At 60.8% G+C, this 15,131-nt stretch carries 14 protein-coding genes; 6 read left to right on the top strand and 8 right to left on the bottom strand.

The features are described from left to right. The first annotated feature begins 217 nt into the window (after nucleotides 1-217). On the top strand, nucleotides 218-550 hold the full coding sequence (locus tag QZ511_RS09460) for a DUF6763 family protein (RefSeq protein WP_295801992.1): 333 nt from the start codon (nucleotides 218-220) through the stop codon (nucleotides 548-550). An 87-nt stretch (nucleotides 551-637) separates the two neighbouring features. On the opposite strand, the gene QZ511_RS09455 is transcribed toward QZ511_RS09460, so the two are convergent. Beyond that, a complete protein-coding gene (locus QZ511_RS09455) occupies nucleotides 638-1,279 on the bottom strand; it encodes a TIGR00730 family Rossman fold protein (RefSeq protein ID WP_295801990.1) in 642 nt (213 codons plus the stop codon). Between the two features lie 146 nt (nucleotides 1,280-1,425). Between QZ511_RS09455 and lexA the strand changes: the two genes are divergently transcribed. Then, nucleotides 1,426-2,034, top strand: a complete 609-nt coding sequence (lexA, locus tag QZ511_RS09450; RefSeq protein WP_295801988.1) for a transcriptional repressor LexA — start codon at nucleotides 1,426-1,428, stop codon at nucleotides 2,032-2,034. 106 nt (nucleotides 2,035-2,140) lie between these two features. Here lexA and QZ511_RS09445 read toward each other — a convergent pair whose 3' ends face one another. The 4 genes from QZ511_RS09445 to QZ511_RS09430 all read right to left on the bottom strand — a co-directional run bounded on the left by QZ511_RS09445 (nucleotide 2,141) and on the right by QZ511_RS09430 (nucleotide 6,618). Next, complete coding sequence (locus QZ511_RS09445; protein WP_295801987.1) at nucleotides 2,141-2,395, bottom strand: hypothetical protein; 255 nt, start codon at nucleotides 2,393-2,395, stop codon at nucleotides 2,141-2,143. 82 nt (nucleotides 2,396-2,477) lie between these two features. Then, on the bottom strand, nucleotides 2,478-3,026 hold the full coding sequence (locus QZ511_RS09440; protein WP_295801985.1) for a DUF6586 family protein: 549 nt from the start codon (nucleotides 3,024-3,026) through the stop codon (nucleotides 2,478-2,480). After that, nucleotides 3,026-5,752 carry a type I DNA topoisomerase gene (gene topA / locus QZ511_RS09435; RefSeq protein ID WP_295801983.1) on the bottom strand — a complete coding sequence of 909 codons (2,727 nt, stop codon included), beginning with the start codon at nucleotides 5,750-5,752 and terminating at the stop codon, nucleotides 3,026-3,028. Before topA ends, QZ511_RS09440 begins: the two co-directional genes overlap by 1 nt. Before the next feature lie 311 nt (nucleotides 5,753-6,063). Further along, nucleotides 6,064-6,618, bottom strand: a complete 555-nt coding sequence (locus QZ511_RS09430) for a hypothetical protein (protein ID WP_295801981.1) — start codon at nucleotides 6,616-6,618, stop codon at nucleotides 6,064-6,066. Nucleotides 6,619-6,843: 225 nt separating this feature from the next. Between QZ511_RS09430 and QZ511_RS09425 the strand changes: the two genes are divergently transcribed. Further along, nucleotides 6,844-7,287, top strand: a complete 444-nt coding sequence (locus QZ511_RS09425) for a universal stress protein (RefSeq protein ID WP_295801979.1) — start codon at nucleotides 6,844-6,846, stop codon at nucleotides 7,285-7,287. Nucleotides 7,288-7,396: 109 nt separating this feature from the next. Here QZ511_RS09425 and QZ511_RS09420 read toward each other — a convergent pair whose 3' ends face one another. Continuing rightward, nucleotides 7,397-9,289, bottom strand: coding sequence for an ATP-binding cassette domain-containing protein (locus tag QZ511_RS09420; protein WP_295801977.1), 1,893 nt, complete (start codon nucleotides 9,287-9,289; stop codon nucleotides 7,397-7,399). Nucleotides 9,290-9,377: 88 nt separating this feature from the next. Here QZ511_RS09420 and QZ511_RS09415 point away from each other — a divergent pair, with 88 nt between their 5' ends. After that, nucleotides 9,378-11,426 carry a transglycosylase SLT domain-containing protein gene (locus QZ511_RS09415; protein ID WP_295801975.1) on the top strand — a complete coding sequence of 683 codons (2,049 nt, stop codon included), beginning with the start codon at nucleotides 9,378-9,380 and terminating at the stop codon, nucleotides 11,424-11,426. A gap of 88 nt (nucleotides 11,427-11,514) precedes the next feature. Here QZ511_RS09415 and QZ511_RS09410 read toward each other — a convergent pair whose 3' ends face one another. Continuing rightward, nucleotides 11,515-11,766 (bottom strand): glutaredoxin family protein, encoded by a 252-nt coding sequence (locus QZ511_RS09410; RefSeq protein ID WP_295801974.1) that lies wholly within the window; start codon nucleotides 11,764-11,766, stop codon nucleotides 11,515-11,517. Between the two features lie 65 nt (nucleotides 11,767-11,831). Further along, complete coding sequence (locus QZ511_RS09405; RefSeq protein ID WP_295801973.1) at nucleotides 11,832-12,704, bottom strand: FHA domain-containing protein; 873 nt, start codon at nucleotides 12,702-12,704, stop codon at nucleotides 11,832-11,834. Nucleotides 12,705-13,105: 401 nt separating this feature from the next. On the opposite strand from QZ511_RS09405, the gene QZ511_RS09400 reads away from it, so the two are divergent. Continuing rightward, nucleotides 13,106-14,059, top strand: a complete 954-nt coding sequence (locus QZ511_RS09400) for a protein phosphatase 2C domain-containing protein (protein ID WP_295801971.1) — start codon at nucleotides 13,106-13,108, stop codon at nucleotides 14,057-14,059. Nucleotides 14,060-14,077: 18 nt separating this feature from the next. Continuing rightward, the coding region (locus QZ511_RS09395; RefSeq protein WP_295801968.1) for a serine/threonine-protein kinase at nucleotides 14,078-15,131 on the top strand (1,054 nt) is incomplete at its 3' end.

The raw sequence follows: 15,131 nt of genomic DNA, 5'->3' as shown, positions 1-15,131 counted from the left end.
TCAAACCATTAATTTAAACGCTTGTTTAAATACCGAGACTAGCACAGTCGGCGGAAATTGGAACATATGTACGCCCCTGCCCCCTGTCGCGGTGCGTCGCCGCCCTCCCCCGCGGGTCGCGTCTGTATCGCAAGGGCTGCACAGCGTAACTACCGGGTAGTCAGGGATAACACTAGATTGAATTCATGAGAGCAAAAACTTTACCGGGGAGAAGGGCATGGCAAGAATCGCCCCTGAAATTGGCAGCTGGTTTGAAAACTTCGACAGCGGCGACCTGTTTGAGGTGGTAGCGGTAGATTACCCCACGCGCACCATCGAAATTCAGTACCTGGACGGCAATCTGGACGAACTCGATTTCGACAGCTGGCCGCAGTTACCGGTTATCGGTGCGGCGCCGCCGGAAGATGCCAACGCCGGCTACGGTACCGTGGCGGATGAGATGCAGGATGAAGAAGACAGCGGCTATCACAGCCCGGTGCTATCGCCGGCGAAAAGCCTGATTGATCGCCTTGAGGGAGATAGCTTCGGCGGCACGGACGACGGATTCTGAACGCCGCCCGACCCGAAGCAACCCCGGGAGGCCGCAGCGACCTGTCCACACACATTCGCAGGTCTGGTTACAAGTGGGTTCGCGCGGTTACCCGTCCCGCTCGCGGATATATTCGATAATGATCTCTGCGGCCTCATCCACCGTATCCACCAGGCGAAACAGCCCCAGGTCGGAAGCATCGATACACTGCCGCTCGAGTACCGTATTTACCAGCCAGTCCACCAGACCCGACCAGTGGCGCTTGCCCACCAGGACGATGGGAAAATGGCGGACCTTTTCCGTCTGCACCAGCGTCAAAGCCTCAAACAGCTCATCCATGGTGCCGTAGCCACCGGGCATTGCGACGAAGCCTACCGCGTGTTTCACAAACATGAATTTGCGCACGAAGAAATAGCGGAAGTTCAGGTTGATATCCAGGTACGCGTTCGGCATCTGCTCGAACGGCAAATCGATATTCAGGCCGATGGACGCGCCGGCCTGGGGAAAAGCGCCGCGATTGCAGGCCTCCATGATACCGGGGCCACCACCGGTAATCACCGGAATACCCTCACTGGCAAGCAGTTCTCCAAGTCGCATCGCTTGCTGGTATTCCGCGGATTTTTCCGGAACACGTGCGCTGCCGAAAACCGTTACCGCGCCCTTGAGGGTTATCAGCCGTTCAATACCGTCCACCAGCTCCGACTGAATCCGCAACACACGCCAGGCTTCGGGCATTTTTGCATCCAGCATAAGTATTCTCCTTTTTTATAAACCACTTATGCGTCGACACTCCAAGTCTAGCAGTCCACAGGCGCGCGCCGCGGAAAGATTGCACGCCCGACAAATCTGTATATAATCACAGCAACTGTATAAAAATACAGACAACAGGAAAGCCCATGACCAATCTCACTGCACGCCAGAGCCAGGTTCTGGATCTGATCAAGTCTTACCTGGACGATACCGGTTATCCGCCCACCCGCGCGGAAATTGCCCAGGAGCTGGGCTTTCGCTCCCCGAATGCCGCCGAGGAACACCTGAAGGCCCTAGCCAGGAAAGGCGCTATTGAAATGGTCGCCGGTGCCTCCCGCGGTATTCGCATTCCCGATTACCACAGCGGCCTGCCCATTGTCGGGCGGGTCGCCGCCGGCAACCCGATCCTCGCGGAAGAAAATATTGAAGATTACTGCGAGATTCCTTCTGAATTTTTCCACCCACCGGCAGACTACCTGTTGCGGGTGCACGGCATGAGCATGAAAGATGCCGGCATCCTCGATGGCGACCTGCTGGCAGTGCAGCGCACGGAAAATATTCGCAACGGCCAGATCGTGGTGGCAAGAATCGAGGATGAAGTGACCGTGAAGCGCTTCCGCCGCCGCGGCAATCAGGCGACGGTACAGCTGATTCCGGAAAACGAAGATTTTGACGTCATTCAGGTAGACATGCGCGACAGTAATTTTGCGATTGAGGGACTTGCGGTGGGTGTTATCCGCCAGCACGCCGACTGACGGTAAATGCCGTTAGCGGAAACAAAAACAGGGCCATCAGGCCCTGTTTTTGTTTCCGGGCTCAATCCCGGAGATAGCGCGAGCCGGCTGGCCCGCCGCTGAAAAATCAGTGAATGGTGTGCTCGGTGAGATCCACATCTTCCTCTTCGAAGGGCTCCGGCTCCAGTGCGCTCAGGTCCTGAACCGCTTCGATCCCCGCCTCCAGCATCGCACGGGCAATCGCCACTTTGTGCTCACGCAGGAAGTCCAAGCTCTCCGCCGAGAAATGAATACGCACCAGCGGGTCCTCCTTGTGGCCGGCACGGCGCAGGGCCACGTCGCCATTGGACAACTCGATGATTTCGTAGGTCTCGGTGGACATTCACTTCTCCAGTTACAGCAGGGTTTGGGCGCAGTGTAACACACCTGGCGCTATCACCTGCCCCCGGATATACGCCTCCCGGTTACCATTCCTGGCCCTGGGCCCGCTGGCGGGCAACCAGCTCGGAAAGCTTCCTGTGCCAACCCTCGAGCCGCTCCACGCTGAGCGGGCCCGCAGGCGCCTCTGCCAGCTGTGTGGAGGGGATCAGGTTCTGTACCGCACCCGGCCCGCTTACACTGCCGGAGGCACGAGCGCCGCCCTGCTGCGCAGCAAAGCGCCACAGGGCGCGCCAGGCCTGCTCGAGTTCACGGAACCAGCTGTCCGGGTTTTCCGCCAGGCTCACCAGCTCCCCGACCTCCGCGCTGGCCTTGTGACTGGCTGCCGCGAGTTTCAACAGCGCCGTTGCAGACTCCGGTTCTGCACCGAGACTGAGCTGGTGTGCCTGCTCTGCCAGAAATGCGCGGTAGGCGCGCCACAGCTGCAGCAATGCGCCCTCCAGTGTCGCCGCATGCACCAGCGCCGCGGGATGGGACGGCGGCACTGCGGCCACCTCCCCTTCTGCGGCTGCACTCAACAACAGCTGGCATTTGCGCAGCGCAGAGGCGACGCTGCCGGTATAGGGATTGCTCATCAACTTTTGGTGCTGCTTGGGCTTTTCTTCGCCGGGGCCTTCTTGGCTGCCGCCTTTTTCTTTGCCGCCGGCTTCTTCTTGGCCGCGGCTTTTTTCGGCGCTGGCGCCTCTACCTGCCACTTGCCATCGCGATAGAACGCCTTCCAGCCGGTGGCCTTGCCGTCGTCCTCGGTCTGCACATACTGCTCCTGGGTCTTGCGGCTGAAGCGCACCACGGTATCGCGGCCTTCGTTATCCTCCGCCGGTGCCGAGAACAGGTAGCTGTACTTGGGATCGATCTCGCTCTTGTGCGGCAACAGTTCCTTGATCTTGGGCGCGCGGGTTTCGCGGTTCTTGGGGAACTGGCTCGCTGCCAGGAACAGGCCGGAGGCGCCGTCGCGCAGGATATAGGTGTCGTCGACCTTTTCGCAGGCGAGTTCCGGCATGGGTACCGGATCCATCTTCGGCGGCGCCGGCTGGCCGTTCTTGAGCAGCTTGCGGGTATTTTTACAGTTCTCGTTGGTGCAGCCGAAGTACTTGCCGAAACGGCCGGACTTCAGCTGCATGTCGCTGCCGCACTTGTCGCACTCGATTACCGGGCCTTCGTAGCCCTTGATCTTGAAGGTGCCCTTTTCCACTTCGAACCCGGTACAGTCCGGATTGTTGCCGCAGATATGCAATTTGCGGTGCTCGTCCAGCAGGTAGCTGTCCATCGCGGTGCCGCACTTGGGGCAGCGGCGCTTGTCGCGCAGCTGGCGGGTTTCCGCCTCTTCGTCCTTGTCCGCATCGATGGCTTCCTCGCCGGAAACCAGATTCATGGTGTTGGTGCAACGCTCTTTCGGCGGCAGGCCGTAGCCGGAACATCCCAGGAACACCCCGGTGGAGCCGGTGCGGATCTGCATATGGCGACCGCACTGGCTGCACTCGATATCGGTATCGGTGGGGGAATTGCGGCGCATACCGCCTTCCGACGCCTGTGCGGATTCGAGGCGCTGGGAGAAGTCCGAATAGAACTCGTTCAGCAGGTCCTTCCAGCCCCTGTCACCTTCGGCCACCGCGTCCAGGGACTCTTCCAGGTTGGCGGTAAAACCGTAATCCATCAGGTTCTTGAAGCTTTCGCTGAGGCGGTCGGTAACGATATCGCCCATTTTTTCCGCGTAAAAACGGCGGTTTTCCAGCCGCACGTAGCCGCGATCCTGAATGGTGGAAATAATCGAGGCGTAAGTGGAGGGCCGGCCGATACCGCGTTTTTCCAGCTCCTTGACCAGTGCCGCCTCACTGAAGCGCGCCGGCGGCTTGGTGAAGTGCTGTTTCGGATCCAGCTGCTTCAGGTTCAGTTTTTCGCCGACCTTGATATCCGGCAGTACCCGGTCCTCTTCCTTCTTGGTCTGCGGCGGCGCCACCTTCAGGAAGCCGTCGAAACGGATCACCCGGCCGCGGGTGCGCAGTTCGAAATCACTGGCACTCACCACGATCGAGGTGGAAGTAAACTGGGCCGGCGTCATCTGGCAGGCCACAAACTGTTGCCAGATCAGGGTGTACAGACGCTCGGCATCGCGCTCCATCCCGCTCAGCATGTTCGGCTTTACCCGCACGTCGGACGGACGGATCGCTTCGTGCGCTTCCTGCGCGCCCTCTTTGCTGCTGTAGCGGTTGGGCTGTTCCGGCAGGTACTTATCGCCGTAATTCTCGCCGATATATTCGCGCACCGAAGACACCGCCTCTTCACTCAGGTTGGTGGAGTCGGTACGCATGTAGGTTATGTAGCCCGCCTCGTACAGGCGCTGCGCCATCATCATGGTCTTCTTCACACTGAAGCTGAGGCGATTACTCGCCGCCTGCTGCAGGGTGGAGGTGATATACGGTGCGCCGGGCTTGGAGCTGGTGGGTTTGTCTTCCCGGTTGGAGACTTCAAAACTGCTCGCCTGCAGCGCTTTCAGCGCCGCCATGGCATCCGCCTCATTGGTGGGGCGGAAGGCCTCACCTGCCTGTTTTTTTACTTCCAGGCGCAGGGCATCTGCTTTCGCGGTTTCGGTGTCCGCGAACAGGGTCCAGTACTCTTCCGGGATAAACGCGCGGATTTCCCGCTCGCGCTCCACGACCAAACGCACCGCCACGGATTGCACGCGCCCGGCGGACAGACCGCGGGCGACCTTTTCCCACAACAGGGGCGACACCATGTAGCCGACGATGCGGTCGAGGAAACGGCGCGCCTGCTGGGCATTGACGCGGTCGATGTCCAGCGGGCCCGGGGCCTGGAATGCCTGCTGGATGGCGGATTTGGTGATTTCGTTGAACACCACCCGGCGGAAACGGCTTTCGTCACCGCCAATGGCTTCGCGCAGGTGCCAGGCAATGGCTTCTCCCTCGCGGTCCAAGTCCGTTGCGAGATAGACGTTGTCGGCATTGGCGGCAAGCTTGCGCAGCTCGTCAACGACTTTTTCCTTGCCCGGCAGAATCTCGTAGTGCGCTTCCCAGTCGTGATCCGGGTCGATCCCCATGCGCTTGATCAGCTGCTCGCGGTTCTTCTTGCGCTTGTAGATCTCTTTCTGCTCGGGAGAAAGCTTGCGGGTTTCGGCGGCGCGACGCGCGCGCTCCTTGGCATCCACCGGCTTCTTGTTGGACGCGCCGGTGGGCAGATCCCGGATGTGACCGATACTGGACTTCACCACGAAGTCCTTACCGAGATACTTGTTGATGGTTTTTGCCTTTGCCGGCGACTCGACAATGACCAGTGATTTACCCATAAGCTTCTGATTTTTAATAAAAAATTTACTACGTCCGCGCCGCATGCAAAATGCATTTTGGGCGGCGCGCTGCGCGAATATATATGCACAGCCCCCAGTGCGGTCAAGCAAGTGACGCAAATTGACCGCCGCCAACCTGGCATTTCAGGCTACTGTGACCAGCCAAATGACCAGTGGTTCAGGCCAAATTTCAGCCAGAAATCCTGCAGTTTCCGATATCTGTAACCAGGGTGCGCTGCTCCGTACCGGCGAGATCGATCAAGAATTCGCCAATCGATTTCACAGTAGACCAGATCCCGGGGGCAGTCAGGTCACCGGCGCGATGGATCGTCACCGCCCGCACCTTCCTCCCCGCCACCGTTGCGTTGAGGTTCCCTTATTGCTTCCTCTATTACCGGGCGCAGGTCGGACAGTGCGCTCTGAATTGCTTTCAGCCCGCCGTCGCCGCTGCGCTCCTTCCACTGCACGCCGAGGCCACTGTCATTACACAGAATGGCGGTTGCATCCGCCGGCAGCCTTTCCAGCAGCTCCTTCAGGGGTTTCTTTGCCAGCTCCGGTGCCTGCCGCCCCTTGCGCCAGTCCCACACATCGTCGAAGTGCATTTCGTGCGACATGCGCTGCAGCTCCAGGCCCCAGCCGGTCTGCAGCCGACGCGGGTTGCGCCACTGGGAGAAATACACCGCCGCGGTGCCCTCTCCCTGCGAAGCGGGCAGCGATACCATCTGCACCTTGAGGCCGGAACTGGCGGCACTCTGGCGCAGTGACGCCAGGCGGCGGTCGCGACTGCTGGGCTTGAGCCACATCACCGGCCCAATCACCAGGGTGACCGCTAGCAGGATCATGAACAGTGGGAGCCAACTGGGCATAGCGGTTTCCTTGCGTTTGATGTTCTGTGATGTGGTGGTTGTGGTTTGCGCGGCGCATATTTTTCCCTACAGTGCCGCGGTTATGTCAAGAAAGTTTTTTTAAAGTAGACTCAGATCAAGAACGCGGTTGTTGTCCGCCGCTACTCTTTTTGAACGTTCGACGGCAGAGCAGGTTATCTTTTGCCGGCCAACATTCGATACGACGCAGGGCCAAGCGAGGAAAATATGGCGGGATACAAGAACATTCTGGTGGGACTGGACCTTTCTGAAGAATCTTCCCAGGTCGTGGACCGCGCCGCGCAGATTGCGGCGGACAGTGGCGCGCAGTTGAGCCTGGCGCACATTATCGAGCCTCTCACCTTTGCCTATGGCGGGGATATTCCGATGGACCTGTCGGAGGTGCAGGAACAGCTGCAGAACCAGGCGAAGGCACAACTGGCCAAGGCGGGCGCAAACCTGAACATTCCCGAAAGCCGCCAGCACGTGGTACTGGGGCAGCCGGCAACGGAAATTCACCGATTGGCGGAGGAAAGCGGCTGCGACCTAATCGTGATCGGCAGCCACGGCCGCCACGGTCTCGCCCTGTTACTGGGCTCTACCGCCAACGGCGTGCTGCACGGCGCCGGCTGTGATGTGCTGGCGGTGAGAGTGCACGCGCCGGAGGAATAACCGGCTCGCCAGTGGGTCCGTGGCGGCGGCGCCGCCCCGGGCATCACCACTTTCACGGACAGGAAAGGAACGTTCGTAAACACAAATAGAAGCTTGCTCGCACAAGCTTTTACATCTCATCGAGCTCTGCCCAGCGCTCGAACGCGGTTTCGAGTTCCTGTTGCAACTCCGCGAGCTGCTGCAGTTTGTTTTGCACCAGCTCGCTGTCCTGCTGGTAAAAACCCGGGTCCGCGGTTTCCGTTTCCAGGGCGCCTATCTGCTGCTCGAGCTCCTCGATTTTCGCCGGTAGCGCGTCCAGCTCGCGCTGCAATTTATAACTGAGCTTCTTGGCTTTCTTGCCGCCCTTCTCACCCTTGTCTGCCTTTTCCTGCGGCGCGGGCTCAGGCTTTTCATCACCGCCGGACGCGGGCTGTTTGCGCGCGGTAAGCTGTTCTTCCGCGCTGAGGAAACGGCCACCCTGGCGCACAAAGTCCTGGTATCCGCCCACGTATTCCCGCACTGCGCCTTCGCCCTCGAAGGCCAGGCAGCTGTCCACCACATTGTCGAGGAAGGCGCGGTCGTGGCTGACCAGCAGAACGGTGCCGGAGAAGTCCAGCAGCAGCTGCTCCAGCAGTTCCAGGGTTTCCACATCGAGGTCGTTGGTGGGCTCGTCCAGTACCAGGATGTTGGCGGGCTGACTGAACAGCTTGGCCAGCAGTGCGCGGTTGCGCTCGCCGCCGCTCAGGGCACCGACCTTGGTGCGCGCCTTGACCCCGGTAAACAGGAAGTCACTCAGGTAGGACATCACGTGGCGCGTGGCACCACCGATCTGGATGCTCTCGCGGCCTTCGGCGATATTGTCGAGCACGGTGAGTTCCGGGTTCAGAGTATCGCGGCGCTGGTCGAAATAGGCTACCTGCTGTTTGGTGCCCAGGCGGATCTCGCCGGCCTCCGGTTCCAGCTCGCCCAGCAGCAGCTTGATCAGGGTACTCTTGCCGGATCCATTGGGACCGATCAGGCCCACCTTGTCGCCGCGCATCAGGGTGAAATCGAGATCCCGGATCAGCGGTGCCTCGCCGGGATAGCCAAAGGTGACGCCGGTGAGCTCCGCCACCAGCTTGCCCGAGCGCTCGCCGGAATCCAGTGACATCCGCGCGATGCCCTGCTGCTGGCGACGGGCCTGGCGCTCGCGACGCAGGGACTCCAGCGCGCGCACGCGGCCCTCGTTGCGGGTGCGCCGGGCCTTGATGCCCTGCCGGATCCACGCCTCTTCCTGCGCCAGTTTCTTGTCAAACAGCGCGTCGCTGCGCGCCTCCTCTTCCAGCTGCTTTTCCTTTTCCTGCTGGTAGCGGTCGAACTGGCAGCGGAACACCCTCAGAATACCGCGATCCAGGTCCCACACAGTGGTTGCCAGGCGCTGTGCCAGCGCGCGGTCGTGGCTCACGAACAGCAAGGCGCCGCGAAAGGTCGCAAGGAAGTTTTCCAGCCACTCCACCGCGGCGATATCCAGGTGGTTTGTGGGCTCGTCCAGAATCAACAGGTCCGGCTCGCTCACCAGCGCCCGCGCCAGTGCCGCGCGCCGCTGCCAACCACCGGAGAGATCCGCCACGCCCACTTCCGGATCCAGGCTGAGACGGTCGAGTACGCTGTCAATCCGCGCCATCAGCTCCCAGCCGTGGGCGTTGTCGATCTTGCTTTGCAGGTCCGGATTCTGGTTTTCCCGGTACTCCCCCAGCCACACCCCGACATCGCCGAGCCCCGCGGCCACGTAGCGGTACACGGTGTCGCTGCAGTCTTCGGGCAGTGCCTGCTCCAGGGTGGCGAACACCGCCCCGCTCTGGCGGATTACCTCACCGGCATCCGGGTCCCCGCCGCCGCTGATCAGGCGCAGCAGGCTAGACTTACCCTCGCCGTTGCGGCCCACCAGGCAAATCCGGTCTCCGCGCTCGATTTTGGCACTGACCTGATCTGCCAGCACCTGTACGCCATAGCGCAAACACACGCCATCCAACTGAAGCAACATAAATAACAACTACAATATTTTTGGGTGAAAAAGGACATTCTACGCTTTATTCTGGGCGGATAAGCGAAATCTCAATCGGGTTTTCAGTATGTCGATTGGCAGTAAAGGACTCGCCACCATTCTTTCTTTCAGCTTTGCCGTGCTCACCGCCGTCGCGAGCGCGCAACAGCCTGTGGCGGCCGCCGCTGCGGGCGCGGCCCCCGCGGACAAGCAGGAGAGCGACGAGGTCAAAGCCGCGGAGCACGCCATTGCCCAGCGCGAGAAGCTGCAGGAGGCGCGCCTCGCCATTGCCCACAACGACCGGCGCGCGCTGGACAAGCTCAAACGCGAACTGAAAGATTACCCCCTACTCCCCTATCTCGATTACTGGGCGATCAGCAAAAAACTTTCCCGCCTGCCCTACGACGATATCGATGCCTTCCTCGACAAGTACGACGGTACCGCCATCGGCGACTGGATGCGGGTGCGCATTCTACGTGAATTGGGCAGCCGTGACCGCTTTCAGGCATATCTCAAGTACTTCCGCCCGGAGCAGAACAACCGCACCTCCCTGCGCTGCTACTACGTGGATGCACTGTCGCGCCACGGCGACAAGGCAGAGGCCTACAAAATCATCGAGGAACTGTGGACCGTCGGCGCCTCCCAGCCCAAGGAGTGCGACCCGGCGTTTAACCGCTGGATCCGGGATGGCGGCTTGACCCGGGAACTGGCGTGGAAACGCCACTATCTGTCGGTGACTGCGGGCAACATCGAGCTCGCCGCATATATCGCGCGCAAGATGACCAAGGCCGAAGCCCGGCGCGCAAAGCTGATGCGCTCGGTGTATCGCGAACCGGACCAGATCCTCGATTACACCCGCTTTGTGAAAAAGAACCCCGAGTATCGCGATATCGTCAATATCGGCCTGCGCCGCCTGGCACAAAAAGAGCCGGAAAAGGCGCAGGCCGCCTGGCAGCGTTACAGTGCCAGCTACCTGTTCAGCGACGACGAGCGCGACAATTTCCTGCGCTACCTGGCGCTACAGTTTGCCCGCCAGGACGATCAGCAGGGCCTGAAGAACCTGATCAAGCACAACGAAGGCTTTTTCGATCAGCGCGCCGGGGAATGGCTGGTGCGCCAGTCGATGCGGGAACTGGACTGGGCCCAGGTCGAGTTCTGGATCGACCAGCTGCCGCAAGCCGATCGCGATCACGAGCGCTGGCGTTACTGGAAAGCCCGCGCCATTGAGGAACAGCTGGCGAATGCCGACAAGGACGATACCGAGCGCAAGGCGCTGGCACACCAGCTGTACCAGCAAGCCGCACAGGAGCGCAGTTATTACGGTTTTCTGGCCGCGGACACCATCGGTCAGGACTACAGCTTTGTGGACCGGCCTGCCCCCATCAAGCCGGAACAGGTAGAACAGGTTGCCGCGCGGGATGACATGCAGCGCGCCAAGGAATTGCAGGCCATCGGCGAGTTCTTCCACGCTCGGCGCGAATGGAATTACGCCACCGAGGATATGACCCCGCAGGAGCTGATGTCGGCGGGCAAGATCGCCAGCTCCTGGGGCTGGTACCACAAGTCTATCCAGTCGATCCTGGCGGCCGATTACCTGGACGACCTGGAGCTGCGTTTTCCGCTGGCGTTTTCCGATATCGTGGCAAAAGTTTCCGGCCGCATGGGCAAGAAAACCGCGCTCGACTCCAACCTGGTATTTGCCATCGCCCGCCAGGAAAGCCACTTCAGCCACGATGCCAAGTCCGGCGCCGGCGCCATGGGCCTGATGCAATTGCTACCATCCACCGCCAGCGCCACCGCCAGGAAAGCGGGAGTGCGCTATCGCCGTTCATGGGACCTGCTGAATCCCAATACCAACATCAGTCTCGGCGCCTATTACCTCAACTCGCTGCTGAACCGCTTCGACAACAACCGCTTCCTCGCTGCCGCGGCCTACAACGCCGGCCCCACGCGGGTTTCGCGCTGGCTCAAAGATACCGCCAACAAATTGCCGTTCGATGTGTGGATAGAGACCATACCCTACCGTGAAACCCGCAATTACGTGCAGAATGTACTGTCCTACTCGGTAATTTACGCCTATCGCAGTGGCAACAAATCGACACTGCTGCGCAAGAACGAAGCCGAGGCGAAATTGTAAGAAAGGACACCGGCCAGGCCATGCCTGCCCGCAAACAAAAACCGGCGCCTGGGCGCCGGTTTTTTTATTCAGTAGATCGCAAAATTTTTCAAAGCCGCTCGCGCAACCACGCGTCCAGCTCCTCGCCGGTAAACGGCCAACAGAGAACATCGCCGGTATCCCCCAGCCCCACCACCGGGATGCTCCAGCCGAACAGCTCGCTCAGTTTTTCATCTTCGGCGATATCCACCGGCTGCAACCTCAACTGGTGCTGAGCCAGTACCGGCCAGGCGACCTCCTTGGCCTTTTCGCACAGGGTGCAGCCCAGGGTGGTGTAGAAAACCAGTGCTTGTGCCGACACTTGAATCAACCTTTTAAATCCAACCGGTCAACGGGACTGCGCGCAACATCGCGGCAGCGGTGAAACTACAGCAATCCCTGGCTGCGCGCCCAGAAGTAGCCTGCCGCGGCCACGCCCGCCAGCAGCATGCCGATCCACAGCCAGCCGGAGCCCCCTGCGGTGGTGGAGTGTTCCTCGTAGGTACCGGCGCTGCTGTTACCGGCCGCAGCCTGGCTGCGCGCGGCCGGGCGCAGGCGATCGCGGTTCAGCGCCTGCTCCAGCGCGCCATCCGCGCGATCCATCTCCGGCAGCGACACCGCCTGGCGCACCGTGGTTTTATCCAAGTCGTCCGCCGGGCCCACCACGCTGAAGCTCAGGCTGTCGAAACGCAGCTCATCCCCACGCCGCACCCGGCACTCGGTAACCCGTTGATTGTTCAGGTAAGTGCCGTTGGCGGAACCGAGATCCACCACGAACAACAACCCTTCCCGCACCTCCAGGCGCGCGTGACGCCGGGACAGGTGGGACATGGCGAATGTCAGATCGCACTCATCGGAGCGCCCCACCACACTGGCTTCACGCACCGGATAGACACGGCCAACGATGGCCGGGTGATTGGCCCGCAGCGCCCAGGACACATTGGCGCTGGCCGCTGCCGCCTTGAGGCGGGTAATTTTCGGGTCGATGACCGCCAGATTGCGCTCACCGAGCTGTAGTTTGTCGTTGCGCTGCAGCTTGCAGCTGCCATCTATCAGCTTGCCGTTGACCGCCACCAAGCCGCTGCCGGCCAGGTTTCGCAGCTCCAGCTCTTCGCCATCGACCACGATTTCCACATGCAGTTTGGCGAGAGACGGGTCTGCCAGCGTAAGGTCGCAATTACTGCCGCGACCGATTGTGACTTTGGGCGCCACCAGCCACACGCTCTGACGCGCATCTTTTACGTCACAGAGTTTGAGCATTGCCTAGGTTTCCTTGATTAGAGCCTGTGTGGCCGCGCGCATTGCAGTTGCGCCGTTGCGACCGCACCGTTAGCGCCGGCCAGCCCTTTGACACATCCGGGGGCGCCGGGCAAGTTACCAGTTTATGCCGAAAATCCCGACGACTGACGTCAAGATTCGATGACCTGAGTTTATCACGGGGATTTTCGTTAGCGTGTGATTCCGTTTGCAGCTTACAATGGTGCAAGGCTCTAGTATGGAGGCGTTAAACAATACCGCGCTGGTCAGGGTGAGACCTTCGGATCCCTTTTGCGGTCCTGCAATACCGCATTTTCCGCAGGTCAGAGTTGGCTCCACCCCAGGGATCGGGCAGCGCAATGCGCTTTCGACAATAATGACAGGTAACAGGTAGTTGCATACCAGTGAGTGAAGCCAAAGTACGGGAACGCCCCAGTGGTGTGAGCCAGCCCGCCGTCAGCGCAGCGAAGCGTAGCGCCGGAGCCACCCACACCGGATATCGCCGCGAACAGAACGAAGACGCATTCTGGGGGGACGAGACCCGGGGTATCTGGGTAGTCGCCGATGGACTCGGGGGCCACCAGGCCGGCGAGATTGCGAGCCAGACCGTGGTTGAAGAAATCCAGCGTTCCTCCGCCACAGACCGCCACTACGAACAGGCCCTGCGCCGTGCGCACGCCCTGCTGATCGGCGATGAGAGCACCACTGCCGCCATGGGCACCACTGCCGTGGTGGTGGCCGAAGACGGCGGTTATTTTCATATCTACTGGGTCGGCGACAGCCGCGCCTACCTCTGGACCCCTCCCACTACCGAACAGGACAGCGCCCAGCTGCCCCACGGCTCACTCAAGCAGCTGACCGTCGACCATTCCTACGTGCAGATGCTGGTGGACTCCGGAGCCATTAACCAGGAAGAAGCCGCCAGCCACCCCAACCGCCATGTGATCACCCGCTGCATTGGCGGCTCCACCAATCCCAGCCTGGAAATCGACCGCGCGTCTTTTTCCTGGAATGCCGGGCAACGACTGCTGCTGTGCAGTGACGGCCTCAGCAACGATGTCAGCGAAGCGGAAATTTGCCGGGTACTGGCGGACAACGCCGACAACCAGCGCGCCAGCGAGTTACTGATTGCCGCCGCGCTCGACGCCGGTGGGCGCGACAACATCACCGTGCAGGTAATCAGCTCACCAGACTCTGCGACGCCAAATTCTCAAAACCGGAACTCCCGCACACCGGCAAAGGAAACTGAGTCCCGCCAATTTTTTTCCGTCAAGGGCACACTTGCGGTGAAAATCGCTACACTGGCGATTATTTTTTCACTAAGTGCGTTTGCGGCCTGGCAGCTGCTGAACGGATAGGCATAGGGACAGGCTCGAATGGAAGTTGTCAGCAGCGGCGCCGCTTCGCTGGAGATTCCTGGCTATCAGATCCTGAAGAAGATTAACCAGGGCGGTATGTCGACCGTCTACCTGGCCACCCAGCGCAGCATGGGCCGCCAGGTCGCCCTGAAAGTCATGTCGCCGGTGCTCAATGCCGACCCGATTTTCAGTGAACGCTTCCAGCGCGAAGCCAACATTGTCGGCCAGCTCTCCCACCCCAACATCGTTGCCATTCACGACATCGGCCGCTATCGCAGCCTGAATTACATCGCCATGGACTACCTGCCCGGTGGCTCGGTGGCGGATGCCCTCACCAAGGGCGCAATCGAACCCCTGGAAGCGCTGCATATCACCCGCCAGATCGCCATGGCGCTGGATCATGCCAGCAACAAGGGCTATGTGCATCGGGATCTGAAACCGGAAAATATTCTGTTTCGCGAGGACGGCTCCGCGGTGCTTACCGACTTCGGTGTCGCTCGCGCCGTCGCGCGCACCACGCGCATGACCAACACCGGCATGGTGGTTGGCACCCCCCATTACATGAGTCCGGAGCAGGCCCGCGGCGCCGCCGTGGATGGGCGCGCCGACCTCTACAGCCTGGGGGTGGTTTTTTACGAAATGCTCACCAGCGCGGTGCCTTTCCAGGCCGAGGAAGCGGTGGCCATTGCGATCAAGCACCTGACCGACCCGATCCCCCGCCTGCCCGCGCGCCACTCCCTGTACCAGGGACTGATCGACCGCTTCCTCGCCAAGGACCCCGACCAGCGCTTTCAGCGCGGGCTCGATGTGGTGGATGCTATCGACCAGCTGCTGGCGGCACTGGACGGCAAGACGCCCACCACCACCACGAAAATGAACAACCCCTCGGTGCGGGTGTCCAGCCTGCTGCGCGCCCTGGTGATGACGCTCTACGGCACACTCAGCGATCGCCTGAGCGCGAGCTGGGCACGCTGGCGCGATCAGCCGCTGCACCAGCAGAACCCCCGCGCCGAGCAACAGACCATCATGCGCATCCAGCAGGTGATGCAGCAGTCGGCGCCGGTAAAGCGTC

This window comes from uncultured Microbulbifer sp. (genome assembly GCF_913055755.1).
Lineage (GTDB): Bacteria > Pseudomonadota > Gammaproteobacteria > Pseudomonadales > Cellvibrionaceae > Microbulbifer.
Note: the sequence above shows the minus strand (reverse complement) of the source record. Positions and strands in the feature narration are given on the sequence as shown.

What these genes read in the sequence shown, in the direction of transcription:
- QZ511_RS09460 (WP_295801992.1), top strand. Translation starts at nt 218, where the DNA reads ATGGCAAGAATCGCCCCTGAAATTGGCAGCTGGTTTGAAAACTTCGAC.
- QZ511_RS09425 (WP_295801979.1), top strand. Translation starts at nt 6,844, where the DNA reads ATGGCGGGATACAAGAACATTCTGGTGGGACTGGACCTTTCTGAAGAA.
- topA (WP_295801983.1), bottom strand. Translation starts at nt 5,752, where the DNA reads ATGGGTAAATCACTGGTCATTGTCGAGTCGCCGGCAAAGGCAAAAACC.
- QZ511_RS09415 (WP_295801975.1), top strand. Translation starts at nt 9,378, where the DNA reads ATGTCGATTGGCAGTAAAGGACTCGCCACCATTCTTTCTTTCAGCTTT.
- QZ511_RS09420 (WP_295801977.1), bottom strand. Translation starts at nt 9,289, where the DNA reads ATGTTGCTTCAGTTGGATGGCGTGTGTTTGCGCTATGGCGTACAGGTG.
- QZ511_RS09440 (WP_295801985.1), bottom strand. Translation starts at nt 3,026, where the DNA reads ATGAGCAATCCCTATACCGGCAGCGTCGCCTCTGCGCTGCGCAAATGC.
- lexA (WP_295801988.1), top strand. Translation starts at nt 1,426, where the DNA reads ATGACCAATCTCACTGCACGCCAGAGCCAGGTTCTGGATCTGATCAAG.
- QZ511_RS09430 (WP_295801981.1), bottom strand. Translation starts at nt 6,618, where the DNA reads ATGCCCAGTTGGCTCCCACTGTTCATGATCCTGCTAGCGGTCACCCTG.
- QZ511_RS09455 (WP_295801990.1), bottom strand. Translation starts at nt 1,279, where the DNA reads ATGCTGGATGCAAAAATGCCCGAAGCCTGGCGTGTGTTGCGGATTCAG.
- QZ511_RS09445 (WP_295801987.1), bottom strand. Translation starts at nt 2,395, where the DNA reads ATGTCCACCGAGACCTACGAAATCATCGAGTTGTCCAATGGCGACGTG.
- QZ511_RS09405 (WP_295801973.1), bottom strand. Translation starts at nt 12,704, where the DNA reads ATGCTCAAACTCTGTGACGTAAAAGATGCGCGTCAGAGCGTGTGGCTG.